Annotated in this window: 18 protein-coding genes; 11 read left to right on the top strand and 7 right to left on the bottom strand. The window is 69.1% G+C overall.

Annotated elements, in window-relative coordinates; all coding sequences use genetic code 11:
* Positions 1-2 precede the first annotated feature (2 nt).
* Positions 3-983, top strand: coding sequence for a DNA polymerase III subunit delta (gene holA, locus B7K24_RS12765; RefSeq protein WP_084130714.1), 981 nt, complete (start codon positions 3-5; stop codon positions 981-983).
* A 94-nt stretch (positions 984-1,077) separates the two neighbouring features.
* On the opposite strand, the gene rpsT is transcribed toward holA, so the two are convergent.
* The 3 genes from rpsT to B7K24_RS12750 all read right to left on the bottom strand — a co-directional run bounded on the left by rpsT (position 1,078) and on the right by B7K24_RS12750 (position 3,714).
* Positions 1,078-1,338 carry a 30S ribosomal protein S20 gene (gene rpsT / locus B7K24_RS12760; RefSeq protein WP_084130713.1) on the bottom strand — a complete coding sequence of 87 codons (261 nt, stop codon included), beginning with the start codon at positions 1,336-1,338 and terminating at the stop codon, positions 1,078-1,080.
* Positions 1,339-1,419: 81 nt separating this feature from the next.
* Positions 1,420-1,929, bottom strand: coding sequence for a type II toxin-antitoxin system PemK/MazF family toxin (locus B7K24_RS12755; RefSeq protein ID WP_200808350.1), 510 nt, complete (start codon positions 1,927-1,929; stop codon positions 1,420-1,422).
* Between the two features lie 27 nt (positions 1,930-1,956).
* A complete protein-coding gene (locus tag B7K24_RS12750) occupies positions 1,957-3,714 on the bottom strand; it encodes a bifunctional diguanylate cyclase/phosphodiesterase (protein WP_084130712.1) in 1,758 nt (585 codons plus the stop codon).
* Between the two features lie 150 nt (positions 3,715-3,864).
* On the opposite strand from B7K24_RS12750, the gene lepA reads away from it, so the two are divergent.
* On the top strand, positions 3,865-5,730 hold the full coding sequence (lepA, locus tag B7K24_RS12745) for a translation elongation factor 4 (RefSeq protein ID WP_084130711.1): 1,866 nt from the start codon (positions 3,865-3,867) through the stop codon (positions 5,728-5,730).
* A gap of 2 nt (positions 5,731-5,732) precedes the next feature.
* Positions 5,733-6,932 (top strand): radical SAM family heme chaperone HemW, encoded by a 1,200-nt coding sequence (hemW, locus tag B7K24_RS12740; protein WP_084130710.1) that lies wholly within the window; start codon positions 5,733-5,735, stop codon positions 6,930-6,932.
* Here hemW and B7K24_RS12735 read toward each other — a convergent pair.
* From B7K24_RS12735 to B7K24_RS12720, 4 genes are all read right to left on the bottom strand, one after another.
* Entirely contained in the window at positions 6,925-7,338 is a 414-nt protein-coding gene (locus tag B7K24_RS12735) for a DUF4870 domain-containing protein (RefSeq protein ID WP_159449252.1), read from the bottom strand. The genes hemW and B7K24_RS12735 overlap by 8 nt on opposite strands.
* Before the next feature lie 100 nt (positions 7,339-7,438).
* Positions 7,439-7,780 (bottom strand): DUF4870 domain-containing protein, encoded by a 342-nt coding sequence (locus B7K24_RS12730; protein ID WP_084130708.1) that lies wholly within the window; start codon positions 7,778-7,780, stop codon positions 7,439-7,441.
* A gap of 71 nt (positions 7,781-7,851) precedes the next feature.
* Positions 7,852-8,160, bottom strand: a complete 309-nt coding sequence (locus B7K24_RS12725) for a DUF4870 domain-containing protein (protein WP_084130707.1) — start codon at positions 8,158-8,160, stop codon at positions 7,852-7,854.
* Between the two features lie 70 nt (positions 8,161-8,230).
* On the bottom strand, positions 8,231-8,584 hold the full coding sequence (locus B7K24_RS12720) for a DUF4870 domain-containing protein (RefSeq protein ID WP_084130706.1): 354 nt from the start codon (positions 8,582-8,584) through the stop codon (positions 8,231-8,233).
* A gap of 95 nt (positions 8,585-8,679) precedes the next feature.
* Here B7K24_RS12720 and hrcA point away from each other — a divergent pair, with 95 nt between their 5' ends.
* Genes hrcA through era form a run of 8 tightly spaced genes read left to right on the top strand, consistent with a single transcriptional unit; the run spans position 8,680 to position 15,631 of the window.
* Positions 8,680-9,696: a heat-inducible transcriptional repressor HrcA gene (gene hrcA / locus B7K24_RS12715; protein WP_084130705.1), complete on the top strand. Its 1,017-nt coding sequence runs from the start codon at positions 8,680-8,682 to the stop codon at positions 9,694-9,696.
* Positions 9,693-10,832: a molecular chaperone DnaJ gene (dnaJ, locus tag B7K24_RS12710; protein ID WP_084130704.1), complete on the top strand. Its 1,140-nt coding sequence runs from the start codon at positions 9,693-9,695 to the stop codon at positions 10,830-10,832. The genes hrcA and dnaJ overlap by 4 nt, the downstream gene beginning before the upstream one ends.
* Before the next feature lie 4 nt (positions 10,833-10,836).
* Positions 10,837-11,613, top strand: coding sequence for a 16S rRNA (uracil(1498)-N(3))-methyltransferase (locus B7K24_RS12705; RefSeq protein ID WP_084130703.1), 777 nt, complete (start codon positions 10,837-10,839; stop codon positions 11,611-11,613).
* 4 nt (positions 11,614-11,617) lie between these two features.
* Complete coding sequence (locus B7K24_RS12700) at positions 11,618-11,959, top strand: histidine triad nucleotide-binding protein (protein ID WP_084130702.1); 342 nt, start codon at positions 11,618-11,620, stop codon at positions 11,957-11,959.
* Complete coding sequence (locus B7K24_RS12695) at positions 11,944-13,017, top strand: PhoH family protein (RefSeq protein WP_200808349.1); 1,074 nt, start codon at positions 11,944-11,946, stop codon at positions 13,015-13,017. Before B7K24_RS12700 ends, B7K24_RS12695 begins: the two co-directional genes overlap by 16 nt.
* Positions 13,014-13,466, top strand: a complete 453-nt coding sequence (gene ybeY, locus B7K24_RS12690) for an rRNA maturation RNase YbeY (protein WP_084130701.1) — start codon at positions 13,014-13,016, stop codon at positions 13,464-13,466. Before B7K24_RS12695 ends, ybeY begins: the two co-directional genes overlap by 4 nt.
* Before the next feature lie 7 nt (positions 13,467-13,473).
* Complete coding sequence (locus B7K24_RS12685; protein WP_144268315.1) at positions 13,474-14,730, top strand: hemolysin family protein; 1,257 nt, start codon at positions 13,474-13,476, stop codon at positions 14,728-14,730.
* Positions 14,723-15,631, top strand: coding sequence for a GTPase Era (gene era / locus B7K24_RS12680; protein ID WP_084130699.1), 909 nt, complete (start codon positions 14,723-14,725; stop codon positions 15,629-15,631). Before B7K24_RS12685 ends, era begins: the two co-directional genes overlap by 8 nt.
* The last annotated feature ends 64 nt before the right edge of the window (positions 15,632-15,695 follow it).

Raw genomic sequence — 15,695 nt, 5'->3', positions numbered from 1 at the left:
CCATGGCCGCCCGCACCCGTACCGCCGAGCCCACCTGGCATCGCGCCGCGCCCGCCCCCGTCGTGCTCGTGTCGGGTCCCGAGGCATTGTTGGGTCAGCGGGCCATCGAGCGGATCGTCGCCGCGCGCCATGGCGCGCCCGTGACGCGGCTCGACGCCGGCGCCTATACGCGCGGGGCGCTGCTCGCCGCCGCATCTCCGTCGCTGTTCGACGACGCGGGGATCGTGGTCGTGGAGGGTGCCGAGGCCATGAACGACGAGTTCCTCGCCGACGCCCTCGCGTACGTCGCCCAGCCCGATCCCGAGGTCGTCGTGGTCATCCGCCATGGCGGGGGAGTGCGGGGCAAGAAGCTGCTCGACACCGTGCGCAAGGCCGGAGCTCCCGAATACACGTGCCCGGCGGTAAAGAAGGACGCCGAGATCGTCGACTTCGCGCGCGGGGAGTTCGAGCGCGGCAAGCGCCCCGTCCAGGCCGCGGTCGTGCGTAGCCTCGTGGACGCCGTCGGGACCGACATCGCCGAGGTGGCGGCGGCATGTCAGCAGCTCATGAGCGACGTGGACGGCACCATCGACCAGGCCGCTGTCACGCGCTACTACGGCACTCGTGTGAACGCGACGGCCTTCGCGGTGGCCGATGCGGCCGTGGAGGGCGACGTGGCGAAGGCGCTGAGCCTGGTGCGCCACGCCCTCGCGACGGGCAATGACCCCGTGCCGCTCAATGCCGCCATGGCGGCAAAGCTGCGCATCCTCGCCAAGGTGGGGGCCGCGCGAGGGCGTCGGCTCGACCCCACCAAGGACCTGGGGATTTCCCCGTGGCAGGCGGACCGCGCACGCCGCGAACTGCAGCGCTGGAACGGCGAGACCCTCGCGAGCGCTATCGAGGCCGTGGCGCGTGCGGACGCCGAGATCAAGGGGGCGTCGCGCGCCCCTCAGTTCGCACTCGAGCGCTCCGTACGCACCGTCGCCGAACTCGCCAAGCGATAGCCCCGCGCCGCTGCCGGGGGCCGCACGCCTTCAGACGCACGAAACCCCGCCGCTCCAGGGGAGCGACGGGGTGTGACGTGTGACGTCGAGGCGCTTAGAGCGCGGCGACCTGCTTGGCCAGCGCCGACTTGCGGTTCGCGGCCTGGTTCTTGTGGATGACGCCCTTGGAGACGGCCTTGTCGAGCTTGACCTCGGCGACCTTGAGGGCGGACACGGCCTTGTCCTTGTCGCCCGCGGTGATGGCCTCGCGCACCTTGCGCACGTTGGTCTTCAGCTCGGACTTGACGGCGACGTTGCGCTGGCGGGCCTTCTCGTTGGTGCCGATGCGCTTGATCTTGGACTTGATGTTTGCCACAGCGATCCTTCTCGATGGTGGTGAAATCTGGAAAACTTAGAGGGCTGGAGCGCGAGCCGCGCTCACACACGAACGACTATGCTACCAGCCTTGGCGGGCTTTCGCCTCCCGGACGACGGCATCGAATCGCTGTCGGTCCAGAATAGCGCCCTCGCGACGCACCTCGGCCGGGTTCACCCGCACCACGCGGTCGAGCCTGACCTCGCTCGGGCGTCGCTGGCGATCCCAGGGCCCGGTGCCGATGTCTATCCATTGTCGCCCCCAGCGGGCCTGGCTGGACGCGTCGTGATCGTGGTCCTTGCTCGACAGCATGAGTCCCAGCAGCCACGAGCCGTCGCGGCCGATCAGCAGCACCGGACGGTCCTTGCCGCGGGAGTGATCCTCCTCGAACGGCACCCACGTCCACACGATCTCCCCAGGATCGGGCGCCCCGTCGAGCGACGGCGAGTACGAGATGGCGGGAGTGCCCACGAAGTCACCGGGATACGCGCCGGGCCGAGGGTGCCTGGCTGGGGGTGCGGCGCGACGACCCTTGGTCGCAATCGCCACCACCACGGCGATGACCGCGAGAACGCCGAAGACGATTTCCATGCGCTCAGGCTAAACGGAGGACCGCACTCACCACGCGGTGGCCTGCAGGGCGTCGTCGTGGTCGATGTCGACCGCGGAGCGTGGCGCGGGTAGCGCTCCGCCCAAGGCGTCGGCGGTGCTGGGGGTGGCCACGGCATCGGCCCCCCTCGGCGCCGTGAGCGCACCGGGGATGAGCTCGGCGGGCGTCGGCCGGCCGAAGAGGAAGCCTTGGGCAAGCTTCCAGCCTTGCGCGCGGGCCTGACGATACTGAGACTCGGTCTCGACGCCCTCAATGATGCCGTGCATGCCGAGGCTGTCGACGAGGCTCGCGACGGCCGTGGAAATCCGATCGCCCGTGGACCGGTCGCCCAAACGCAGCGTGAATTCGCGCGCGAGCTTCAGGCCCGTCACGGGGGACCGCAGCACGCTCGAGAGGGCCGAATAGCCGGTACCGAAGTCGTCGAGCAGGAGTTCCACCCCGAGGTCCGCGATGCCGCGTAGGTCGGTCAGTGCCGCCTGGGTCGCCACGAGCATTCCCGACTCGGTGATTTCTAGCGCGAGGCGTGAGGGCGCGACACCGTGGCGTGCGAGCGCTCGTGTGACGGTGCCGGTGAGGTCGGGGACGCCGATTTGGCGGGTGGACACATTGACGAGGACCTTGCCCGAGAATGACGGGCGCGAGGCGATGAAGTGGCAGGCCTCATCGAGCACGAACTCGCCCAACGGGATGATGAGATTGGCCTCCTCGCCGACCTCGATGAACGAGTCCGGCAGGAGCAGGCCGCGTTGAGGGTGGCGCCAGCGCACGAGGGCCTCGTAGGCGACCGGTTGACGCGAGTCCATGTCGACGACCGGTTGGTAGTGGACCTCGAGCTGACCTTCCCGCAGCGCCACGCGCAGTTCCGACTCGATCGAGAGGCGCACGAATGCGTCGTCCCGGTATTCCTCCGAGAACACCTCGACGCGATCGCGCCCCGCGGCCTTCGCGCGCGACATCGCGATGTCGGCATCACGCACGAGGGTTTCGGCGGTGGTGCGCGGCGTGCCGACGGAGACCCCTGCCGACACGGTGGGCACGACCTCGTGGGTCGCGATCATGACGGGCTCGCGCACCGCCGCGACGAGGGCGCGCATGGTGCTCGTCGCGCTTTCTTCGTCCATGTCCTCGAGGACCACCACGAATTCGTCGCCGCCGAGTCGCGCGACGATGTCGCCGGGGCGGACCGCCGCCTGGAGGCGCGTCGCGATCTCCACGAGCAGCAGGTCGCCCGCCTCATGGCCGAGCGAGTCGTTGATGATCTTGAAGTGGTCGAGGTCGAGGAAGATACAGGCCGTGGATGCGGCCGAGCGCTGGAGGGCGACGCTGAGGCGGTCGAGCAGCAGCGTGCGGTTGGCCAGTCCAGTGAGCAGGTCGTAATTGGAGTGATGCTCGACGAGTTCGCGGGCGCGGCGCACCTCGGTGAGATCCTCGACGTAGGTGATGAGGGAGCCCGTCGCATCGCCCAGGCGTGCCACCGTCATGCGCGTCCACAGGGTGTCACCGGACGCGTGGAGGCAGCGCACCTGCGCCTGGATGCGCTCGTCGGTGCCCCGCGAGACGTGCGCGACGATCTGTCGGTGCTGGTCGCGGTCGTCGGGGTGGGCGAGAGCGCCGAGCGCAGTGCCGACGAGAAAGCCAAGGGGGCGGCCCAGGAGGGTCGACAGGGCGGGATTGGCGTCGCGCAGGCGTCCATCGGCATCCAGCACTGCCATGGCGAGGGGTGAGTCGCGGAACGTTCCCGCAAACACCTCGGCGTCGTGGTTCACGATCGCATCTCCCCAGGTTGTGGGCGGGGCCCTGACGTGTCCCTGCCTCCACGGGGTCTATCGGCACGTTTATCCCACGCATGAGAATCGCGTCACTCGTGGGACAATGGCGTGTCCTGCCCTTCCCCCAGACGAGGAACACTCTTCACCGTGTCACCAGCTGCGTCATCCGCGACCCGCATCGAGCCTGCGGCGACCGCCCCCGAGCTGATCCGCAACTTCTGCATCATCGCTCACATCGACCACGGCAAGTCGACACTGGCCGACCGCATGCTGGGCATCACCGGAGTGCTTGAGGAGCGCCTGCAGAAGGCCCAGTATCTGGACCGCATGGACATCGAACGTGAGCGCGGCATCACCATCAAGTCGCAGGCGGTGCGTATGCCGTGGGAGGTCGACGGCACGCCTCACGCGCTCAACATGATCGACACCCCCGGCCACGTCGACTTCACCTACGAGGTGTCGCGCTCGCTCGCGGCGTGCGAGGGCGCGATCCTCCTCGTCGACGCCGCCCAGGGCATCGAGGCGCAGACGCTTGCGAATCTGTACCTCGCGATGGAGAACGACCTCACCATCATCCCGGTGCTCAACAAGATCGACCTGCCCTCCGCCGACCCCGAGCGTTACGCGGCGGAGCTCGCCCAGCTCATCGGTTGCGAGCCCGAGGACGTGCTGCGGGTCTCGGGCAAGACCGGCGTAGGCGTGCCCGAACTGCTCGACCGCGTGGTGCGCGACATTCCCGCGCCCGTGGGCGACGCCGCCGCCCCCACGCGGGCCATGATCTTCGACTCCGTCTACGACACGTATCGCGGAGTCGTGACCTACGTGCGCGTGGTCGACGGAGCGCTGAAGCCGCGCGAGAAGATCGCCATGATGTCGACGCTCGCGACCCACGACCTGCTCGAGATTGGCGTGATCAGCCCCGAACCGACGCCCACGAAGGGCCTGGGCGTGGGCGAGGTGGGCTACCTCATCACGGGCGTGAAGGACGTGCGCCTGTCGAAGGTGGGTGACACCGTCACGACCGCGGCGCGCCGCGCTGAGCAGTCGCTCGGCGGCTACCGCGACCCGAAGCCGATGGTCTACTCGGGCCTGTTCCCGCTCGACGGCGCGGACTTCCCGGTGCTGCGCGACGCGCTCGACAAGTTGCAGCTGAACGATGCCGCGCTCGTGTACGAGCCCGAAAGCTCGGTGGCGCTCGGCTTCGGTTTCCGCTGCGGCTACTTGGGCCTATTGCACCTCGAGATCGTCCGCGATCGCCTCGAGCGCGAGTTCGGCCTCGACCTCATCTCGACCGCCCCGAACGTGGTCTACGAGGTCCAGATGGAGGACGGCAAGATCCACACCGTCACCAACCCCTCGGAGTTCCCCGGCGGCAAGATCGCCGAGGTGCGCGAGCCGGTGGTGAAGGCATCGATCCTGGTACCCAGCGAGTTCATCGGCACCGTGATGGAGCTGTGCCAGGAGCGCCGCGGCGTGATGGGCACCATGAACTACCTGTCCGAGACGCGCGTGGAGATGCACTACACGCTGCCTCTCGCCGAGGTCGTCTTCGACTTCTTCGACCAGCTCAAGTCCCGCACCCGCGGCTACGGCTCGCTCGACTACGAGCCCGATGGCGACCAGGCCGCTGACCTCGTGAAGGTCGACATCCTGCTCCAGGGAGAGACCGTCGACGCGTTCTCTGCGGTCGTCCACAAGGACGCCGCCTACAAGTACGGCGTCGGTATGGTCGGCAAGCTCAAGGATCTGATTGATCGTCAGCAGTTCGAGATTCCGGTCCAGGCCGCCATCGGCGCCAGGATCATCGCGCGCGAGACCATCCGTGCCATCCGCAAGGACGTCCTCGCCAAGTGCTACGGCGGCGACATCTCGCGTAAGCGCAAGCTGCTCGAGAAGCAGAAGGCCGGTAAGAAGCGCATGAAGAACATCGGTTCGGTCGAGGTGCCGCCCGAGGCGTTCATCGCCGCTCTCAGCACCTCCGACGACGGCTCGGACAAGGGTAAGAAGAAGTAACGGTGGCGGACGCGGCGCACCCCGTGGCAGCGCCAGAGCGTGACTTCGGCGTCTACATCCACGTGCCGTTCTGCGCCGTGCGCTGCGGCTACTGCGACTTCAACACGTATGCGCCGGGCGAGGGAGAGTTCTCCTCGCGCGACGACTACGTGGGGGCCGCCCTCGCGGAGATGGGGACGGCCCGTCGGGCGATGGCGGGCGACCCGCGTCCGGCCCGCACCGTGTTCTTCGGCGGCGGCACGCCCACCATGCTAGACCCCGCGGCCCTGGTCGCCATGCTCGACGGCGTCCGTGACACGTGGGGGCTGACGGCCGATGCCGAAGTCACCACCGAGGCCAACCCCGACTCCGTGACGCGCGAGTCGCTCACCATGCTCGCGCAGGCCGGCTTCACCAGGGTGTCATTCGGGATGCAGTCGGCGGTCCCTCACGTGCTCGCCACCCTCGAACGCACGCACCGGCCCGAGAACGTGGGCCGCGCTGTGACGTGGGCGCGCGAGGCGGGCCTCGCGGTCAGCCTTGACCTCATCTACGGCACGCCGGGGGAGTCTCTCGCGGATTGGCATGCGAGCCTCGACGCCGCCATCGCGCTCGAGCCCGACCACATCAGCGCCTACGCGCTCGTCATCGAGCCCGGCACACGTATGGGACGTCAACTGAAGCGCGGAGAGATCGAGGCCGTCGACCTCGACACGCAGGCGGACATGTACGAGGCCGCCGACGAGCGCCTGGCCGCCGCCGGTTTCGCCTGGTACGAGGTGTCGAACTGGGCGCGCGAGCCCGGCCAGCGCTGCCGCCACAACGTCGCGTACTGGACGAGCCAGGACTGGTGGGGGGTCGGCCCGGGCGCGCACAGCTACCTCGGGCCGCGCACCGACGCCGACGGCACGGAGCACGGCGCCGAGCGGTGGTGGAACGTGAAGCTTCCTCGTGCCTACGCCGCCAGGCTGGCGGCCGGAGAGGACCCGGCCGCGGAGCGTGAACCGCTGACCGCTTCCGACCTCGCGCTCGAGTCCGTGATGCTGCGCCTGCGCCTAGTGGACGGGATGCCGGTCGCGGACCTCCCGGAACCGCGGCCCGGCCAGATCGCCTCGCTCGTGGCCGACGGCGTGCTCGACGGCCGCGCCGCGATCGCCGGGGTCCTCCGTCTCACGCTGCGCGGCCGCCTGCTGGCCGATGCTGCGGTGCGGCTGCTTACTTGAGGAACGGGATCGCGAAGCGGATCGGGTAGTACAGGCCGCTATTGGCCTTGCTTGCCGCGATGAACGAGATCACGATCGAGTAGACCCAGTACGCGAAGTACAGCGGCAGGGTGACGAAGATCCCCACGCCGAACAGCGCGAGTCCGACGAGCATCGCCGCGAGCCCGCCGAGCAACACCGTGATCTGCAGGTTGAGCTGCTGCTTGCCGTGGAAGTCGACCAGCGCGCTGCGCTGACGGAACATCAGCCAGATCACCAGCGGCGCAACAAAGCCGAGGAACCCGGCCGAGAGCACCACCGCGATGGCGGCGATGAGATGGATCAGCAACGAATACTGGCGAGCCTCGGACTCGAGCATCGGCTCGACCGCGGGCTGGCCGTAGGAAGGAACACTGTTGTCGCTCATGAGGCAAGCCTGGCACGCGCGGGGCCGCCGGCGCATCGGCCCCCTGATCGATTGGTGTCCCTGACACCCTCAGGGTGAGGAGTCAGGGAGTGCTCCGGGGCTACTTGATGAGGTCGATCGTGACGGGGTAGCGGTACGCGGCGCCGCGGTTCGCGGTGACCGCGCCCTGAACGCCGAAGATCACCGCGATGACGAACACCGCGGCGGACACGATGCCCGACAGCCATCCGATGAACGGGATGGCGCCCAGCACGCTCGCGGCGACGTATCCGAGGGTGACGAGAATGCCGAAGTTCACCGCCTTCTTACCCTCGGCGTCCGCGAAGGATGACTGGTCCTTGCCGATGAGCCAGAAGATCAGGGGAAAGAGGAAGCCCGTGAAGACGGTGGCGTGTGCGAGCACCGCCATGAGGTTCTGGTTGCCGGAGGCGTTGTCGGTCATAGCGATAAGCCTGGCATATGCACGTGGCCCCTCGCCTCGAGTGAGGCGAGGGGCCACGTGCTAGCGGTGGCCTACTTCACGAGGTCAAGCGTGAAGGGGTAGCGGTACGACTGGCCCTTCTGCGCCGCCTGGAAGCCCTGGAGGCCGAAGATGAGCGCGACCACGAAGATCGCGAGGTTGATCAGCAGGGACAGCAGCCCGATGATCGGGATGAAGCCGATCACGGCCGAGATCACGTAGCCGATGGTGACAACGATGCCGAAGTTCAGCGCGGCCTTGCCCTCGGAATCGGCAAACGAGGATTGGTCCTTGCCCACGAGCCAGAAGATCAGCGGCAACAGGAAGCCCAGCGGCGTGGTGAGGTGGGCGAGGGCGGGCATCAGGTTGGCATTCGAGCCCCCGGATGCGCCCCCTGCGGGTTGGCTTGGCGGCGGGGGAGGTGTGGTGCTGTCAGTCATGGCGTCTCACAACCTTGATGTCGTAGGGATACGTCGCCGGCAAACCCCCGCGTACCGCTCGAAAGCCCTGGATCCCCAGCGAAAGCGACACCACGACGACCGCCAACTGTGCCAATGTACCGACAAACCCGACCAGCGGCACGAAAACTCTGACAAGACTCGCCGCAACGAATACGACGAGGACGAGCATGCCGAAGTTGGTCGCCGCGGCCGCCTGACGCGCGGCCCAGACCGACCGGCGCCGTTGCGACAGCCAGATCGCCCACGGCACCACCGGCCCGATCGCCGCTCCGAGCTGCGCCCACGCGGCGGCAGCCATCTCGCTGCGTCGTGTCCCCTCACTCATGCCCCACCTCCCGTGCTCACGCTACCTGTCGCACCCGCGCGTTAGGATTAGCACTCGAACCCTGCGAGTGCCAGAAGACCTACGGGAGGGATTGCATGAGCGAGGACCGTCGCCGCGCCGTCCTGCACGCGATCGTGGAGGGCTACGTGTCCACCTCGGAGCCGGTGGGCTCGAGGGCGCTTGCCGATGCAAGCCACCTAGGAGTCAGCCCCGCCACGATTCGCAATGACATGGCGATTCTCGAGGAGGAGGGGCTCATTGCGCAGCCCCACACCTCGGCCGGTCGCATTCCCACGGACGCCGGCTACCGCTCCTTCGTGGACCACGTCGCGGGCCAGGCGCTCCAGGATCCGCACCGGCGCGCGATTCGTACCTTCCTGTCGGACGCCGTCGACCTCAATGACGTGGTGGAGCGCTCCGTGCGCCTGCTCAGCCAGCTCACGCGTCAGGTCGCCGTCGTCCAGTACCCGAGCCTGCGCGAGTCTGCCGTGCGCCGCGTCGAGCTGGTGCGCATCGGCACCGACCGCGCGCTCGTCGTGGTGGTGTCGGCCGATGCCCGGGTGGAGCAGTCCACCGTCGCGCTCGGGATGGAGCCGGGCGACGACGAGTTCGAGATCGTCGCGCGCGACCTCAATGAGGCGGCCGTGGGTCTCACTCCCGCGCCGCTGATCGAGTCGCTCGCGCGATGGGTGGCCCGACCGGGCCAGCCCATCTGGGCGGCGGCGGTGGCCGATGCAGTGGTGGCCGCCGCGAAGGGCGGCACCGTCCGTAGGGTCGTGTTCGCCGGCACATCCAACCTGGCGCGGGCCGGCGCCGACTTCGAGTCCGACGCGATCGGCTCGATCCTCGACGCGCTCGAGGAACAAGTCGTGCTGCTGAGACTGTTGCACGAGATGACCGGTGCGGGCCAGGACGTGGCCGTACGCATCGGCGCCGAGACCAACTCCGAGGCGCTCGCGCGCACGTCGATCGTCGCGGCGGGCTACGGCCCGACCGGGGAGACGTCGTCACTGCTGGGCGCCCTCGGTCCCACCCGTATGGATTATCCAGGGACGATGGCCGCCGTGCGTGCCGTCGCCCGTTACTTGTCGAGAGTCGTGGAGAACGAGTGAACGATTACTACGCCACCCTGGGGCTCACCAGGGACGCCTCCGAGGCGGACATCAAGAAGGCCTACCGCAAGCTCGCCCGTGAGCTGCACCCCGACGTCGCCGAGACCGGTAACGAGGAGCGTTTCAAGGAAGTCGCTGCCGCGTACGAGGTGCTCGGCAACGCCGACAAGCGCGCCCAGTACGACCGCGGCGTGGACCCGCGCGGCGGCCACGCCGGAGCCCAGGGCGGCCCGCAGGGCTTCGGCTTCGAGGACATCTTCGAGCAGTTCTTCGGCGGCGGGGGCAGCCCGTTCGGCGGTCAGCAGCAGCGTGGCCCGGCCTCGCGCACTCAGCGCGGCGGCGACACCCTGGTCCAAGCCACCATCAGCCTCAAGGAGGCCGTGTTCGGCGTCAGCCGTGAGGTGCAGGTAGACCTGGCGGACGTGTGCACCACGTGTCACGGCTCGTGCTGCGCACCGGGCACCGAGCCTCAGCAGTGCCGCCAGTGCAACGGCCAGGGCGTGGTGCAGCGCATGGCTCGCTCGCTGCTAGGCAACGTCATGACCACCTCACCGTGCCCCGCCTGCGGCGGTTACGGCACCACCATCCCCTCCCCGTGCGGCGACTGCTCGGGCCAGGGCCGGACCCACTCGCGCCACACGGTCAAGGTGGACATCCCCGCCGGTGTCGAGACCGGGACCCGCATCCGCCTCGCCGGCCGCGGTGACGCCGGAGTCGCGGGCGGCCAGAAGGGCGACCTCTACGTCGAGATCCGCGAGAAGCGCGACGAGGTGTTCGAGCGTCGCGGCGACGACCTGCACTGCACCCTCGAGGTGCCGATGACCGCGGCCGCGCTGGGCGCCACGATGATGGTCGACACGTTCGACGGCGAGCAGCCCGTCGAGGTCCGCCCGGGCACCCACGCGGGCTCGTCCGTTAAGCTCAAGGGCTTGGGCGTGGGACGCCTGCAGCGCGCGGGACGCGGCGACCTCATCGTGCAACTCGACGTCCACACGCCCACCGATCTCACCGACGAGCAGGCCGACCTGATGCGTCAGCTCGCGGCACTGCGCGGCGAGGAACTGCCCGAGGCCAACCTCGCGCCGGTGGGTGGCGGCGTGTTCCACCGCCTGCGCGACGCCTTCAAGGGACGCTGAGTCGGTGAGCGCCCCCGTGTTCGTCGATCCCCAGGTGGCCGATGCCGCCGTGGGCGACTCCGTCACGGTCACCGGGGCAGAGGCTCGCCACGCGGTGACGGTGCAACGCCGCGCGGTGGGCGAGGTCGTCGACCTCGTCGACGGTGCGGGCCGGAGGGCGCGCGGCGAGATCGTGGCGGCCGCGCCGGCAGCGATGACGGTGCGCATCGGTGCCGTCGGGCGCGACGAGGACCCCGAGATCATGCTGGTCCAGGCGCTCGCCAAGGGTGGCCGCGACGAGCAGGCGGTCGAGGCCGCGGTGGAGCTCGGCATCACCGGCGTGACGCCGTGGGCCTCACAGCGCGCCATCGTGCAGTGGCGCGGCCCCAAGGCCGACAAGGCGCGTCAGAAGTGGGTGGACCTGGTGCTGGCCGCGACCAAGCAGTCGCGGCGCGCCCGCGTACCCGACGTCGAGGGCGTCGTCACGACCAAAGAACTCACCTGGCAGGTGCACCGTGCCGTCGCCGCCGGCACCCGCGTGCTCATCCTTCACGAGGACGCCTCGACGCCGCTGACAGCACTCACCTGGGACGCCCCGGACCAGCCGGTGTGGCTCATCGTGGGTCCCGAGGGCGGCATCGCCGACGAAGAGATCGGTCTCCTCACGGGCGCGGGCGCGGAGCCCGTGCTGCTCGGCCCGCATGTGTTGCGTGCCTCGAGCGCGGGGCCGGCGGCGATCGCCGCGCTCGCGGCCTCCCGTGGCACCTGGGCCGATGCCTCCTTGCGCGGGGGCCTACGCTAGCCGTATGAGTGACGACTGCCTGTTCTGCCGGATCGTCGCGGGCGACATCCCCGCCGACAAGGTCCTCGAGAACGACCACCTGATCGCCTTTCGCGACATCGCCCCCAAGGCGCCCACGCACGTCCTCGTGGTGCCGCGCCTGCACGTGCCGAACGTCGCCGAACTCGCCGCGACCGACGCGACGCTGCTCGCGCACATGGCCGCCGCCGCGCAGCAGATCGCGGACACCGAATGCGACGGTGAGTTCCGGTGGATCTTCAACACGGGTGCCAAGGCTGGGCAGAGCGTGTTCCACGTGCACGGTCACGTCCTCGGTGGCGGCGAACTCGGATGGGAGCCTGCGTGAGCACACGACAGGTGGTGATCGTCGAGGACGCCGATCGAATGCAGGAGCTCATGGGTTCCGGGGACGCCGTCATGCGCGAGATCGAACGCGCGTTCCCCGCCGTCCAGATCCTCGTGCGCGGCAACGAGATCACGTTCACCGGTGACGAGGCACAGGTGGCCGCGGCTTCGGGAGCGGTGGATGAGCTGCGCTCGGTGATGGCGGCCGGGGTGCCGCTGACCCCTCAGGTGGCCCGCGAGAGCGTGCGGATGCTTGCCGGCGCCCGCGGTGTGGTGACCGCAGCGGCAGGCGCCGCGGGCGGGGAGCCGGCCGATGCATCGGCCGCCCGACCCGTCTCCGTCCTGAGCCGCTCGATCCTGTCTACACGAGGCCGCACCATTCGGCCTAAGACCGAGGGCCAGGCCGCCTACGTACAGGCGATCGAAAGCCACACGATCACCTTCGGCATCGGCCCCGCGGGAACCGGCAAGACCTATCTCGCGATGGCGCAGGCCGTCGCCGCCCTGCAAGCCAAGAAGGTCAACCGCATCGTGCTCACCCGCCCCGCGGTCGAGGCGGGCGAGCGGCTCGGCTTCCTTCCCGGCGGACTCAACGAGAAGATCGACCCGTACCTGCGTCCGCTGTACGACGCGCTGCACGACATGGTGGACCCCGAGTCGATCCCGCGCCTCATGGAGGCCGGCACCATCGAGGTGGCGCCGCTCGCGTACATGCGCGGCCGCACCCTCAATGACGCGTTCATCATCCTCGACGAGGCGCAGAACACCACCCAGGAACAGATGAAGATGTTCCTCACGCGTCTGGGATTCGGCTCCACCATGGTTGTCACCGGCGACGTGACACAGGTGGACCTCCCGGGCGGCACCCGCTCGGGCCTCAGAGCCTCTCGCGAGATCCTCGACGGGATCGATGACATCGCCATCTGCGAGCTGTCCGCCCAGGACGTGGTGCGCCACCGCCTGGTGTCCGACATCATCACCGCCTACGCCAAGGCCGACGAGTCGCGCGGACCGCGCGGCGGCGGCCAGCAGCGCCGCTTCAAGGAGGAGCGCTCATGATCGACGTCAACAACGAGACCGACATCGACGTCGACGAGATCGAGTTCTCCGAGCTCGCCACCTACGTGTTGCGCGAGATGCACGTCGCCGACGGCGCCGAACTGTCGATCATCTTCGTCGACGAGCCCGCCATGGAGCAGCTGCACATCCAGTGGATGGACGAGCCCGGCCCGACCGACGTGCTGAGCTTCCCCATGGACGAGCTGCGCCCCGGCACCGCCGACGAACCCACGCCGGCGGGCCTGCTCGGAGACATCGTGGTGTGCCCCACGGTGGCGGCCCGCCAGGCCAAGACCGCCGGCCACACCGCCGAGGAGGAGATGCTGCTCCTCACGACCCACGGCATCCTCCACCTGCTCGGATACGACCACGCCGAGCCCGAAGAGGAGAAGGAGATGTTCGCGCTGCAGCGCAAGCTCCTGCTGACGTTCCTCGCCGGCCGCGGATAGGGGGCTCGTGTCCGGGACACAGCTGCTCACATTGGCGCTGATAGCCGGGGTGAGCCTCGTGGGTGCGGCGGTGTTGCACGCCGTCGTCGCGGCGTTCGAGCAGTTGCCGCACGCCCAGGAGCGTGAGCTCGCCCAGGGGCGCCGCCCCGACGGGCGGCCCACGGCATCGGCCCGCCTCGCGGCCGCCGCCTCCCAAACGGACGCCGCGACCTCCGTGGCCTACGCGACGTTCGAGGCCGTCGGACTCGTGTGCGTCACGCTGATCGTCGCGGACCTCGTTGAACCCCTGCACTGGTCGATCTACCTGGTTGCTCTCGTGGCCGCGGCGGTGGCAGCATTCCTGTCGCTCGTCGCGGTGCGTGCGGTGCCGCGCCAGATCGGGCGCGGCCAGCCGTTGGGCACCGTGCGCGTGCTCGCGCCGCTTGCCTGGATCTCGATCCGCCTCACCACACCCGTCCGTTACGTGGTGCCGGCGCTGCAGGCGCCGCCGCTGGCCGAGCCCGAGGACCTCGTGGAACAGGCCCAGGACGCGCTCGAGGAGGAAGACGCCGAGCTGCTGCGCTCCGTGGTGTCGCTCGGTGACACCCTCACACGCGAGGTCATGGTGCCGCGCACCGACATGATCACCATCGCGTCCGGCACCCCTGCGCGCAAGGCGATGGTGCTGTTCCTGCGCTCGGGGTTCTCGCGCGTGCCCGTCATCGGCGACGGGGTGGACGACACCGTGGGCGTGATCTATCTCAAGGACGTCGTGGAGCGCACCTGGGACGACGCGCGCGGACTCGACGTGCCGGTGGACGACTTCATGCGCGAGCCGGAGTTCGTGCCCGAGTCCGTGCCCGTCGACGACCTGCTGCGTCGCATGCAATCCGAGGTATTCCACATGGCGATCGTGGTCGACGAGTTCGGCGGCGTCGCCGGCCTCGTCACCATCGAGGACGCACTCGAGGAGATCGTGGGCGAGGTGGTCGACGAGCACGACCGGCTCGCACCGGACGTCGAGGACCTGGGAGGCGGCCAGTACCGCGTTCCCGCCCGCTTTCCGCTCGACGAGCTGGGAGAGCTGTTTGAGTTCGAGATTGACGATGATGACGTGGAGACGGCCGCGGGACTGCTGGCCAAGGCGATCGGCAAGGTGCCGATTCGCGGTGCACGGGGCACCATTCATGGAGTGACGCTCACGGCCGACAGGGTCGAGGGCAGGCGGCGACGGCTCACGTCGGTGATCGTCGAGGCCGCACCAAAGGAGGACGAGGATGACTGACAGCCAGGCGCACCGCAGCGGGTTTGCGTGCTTTGTGGGCCGACCCAATGTGGGCAAGTCGACGCTCATGAACGCCTTGGTGGGAGAGAAGGTGGCGATCATGTCGTCGCGCCCCCAGACCACGCGTCGCGCGATTCGTGGCGTGCTCACCCGCGAGGATGCGCAGCTGGTCGTGGTCGACACGCCCGGGCTTCACCGCCCCCGCACCCTCTTGGGTGAGCGCCTCAACGACCTGGTGCGCGAGACCTTCGCGGAAGTCGACGTGATCGGCTTTTGCCTGCCCGCGGACGAGAAGGTGGGACCGGGCGACAAGTGGATCGCCCGCGAGCTGGCCGATGCCAAGGCTCCCGTCGTCGCGATCGTCACCAAGGTCGACGCGGTGTCGCGCGAGCGCGTTGCGGAGCACCTGCTTGCCGTGTCTCAGCTGGGGGAGTGGGCGGACATCGTGCCCGTCTCCTCGGTCAAGGACATCCAGGTCGACACTCTCGTGGACGTGCTCGTGCAGCACCTGCCGGCCGGGCCGGCGCTGTATCCCGCGGGTCACGTCACGGACGAGCCCGAGGACGTGCGCATCGCGGAGCTCATTCGTGAGGCCGCCCTCGAGGGTGTGCGCGACGAGCTGCCTCACTCGATCGCGGTGGTGATCGAGGAGCTCGTGGAGCCCGACTCGGAGGACGCGCACCGCGACGTGCTCGAGATTCGCGCGCACCTCTTCGTCGAGCGCGAGTCCCAAAAGGGCATCATCATCGGCCGCGGGGGCTCGCGCCTCAAGGAGGTCGGAGCGACCGCACGCGCGGGCATCGAGCGTCTGCTGGGTCGACGGGTCTACCTCGACCTCCACGTCAAGGTCGCGAAGGACTGGCAGCGCGACCCCAAGCAACTGGGCCGCCTGGGGTTCTAGCCGCGCTCCTCCCCGCGTATGCCGCAAATGGCCCCATTTGCGGCGTGTCGCGCGAGGACGCGCC

It is taken from the genome of Demequina sp. NBRC 110055, assembly GCF_002090135.1.
Taxonomy (GTDB): domain Bacteria; phylum Actinomycetota; class Actinomycetes; order Actinomycetales; family Demequinaceae; genus Demequina.
This window is presented reverse-complemented; position numbering and strand designations above follow the sequence as displayed.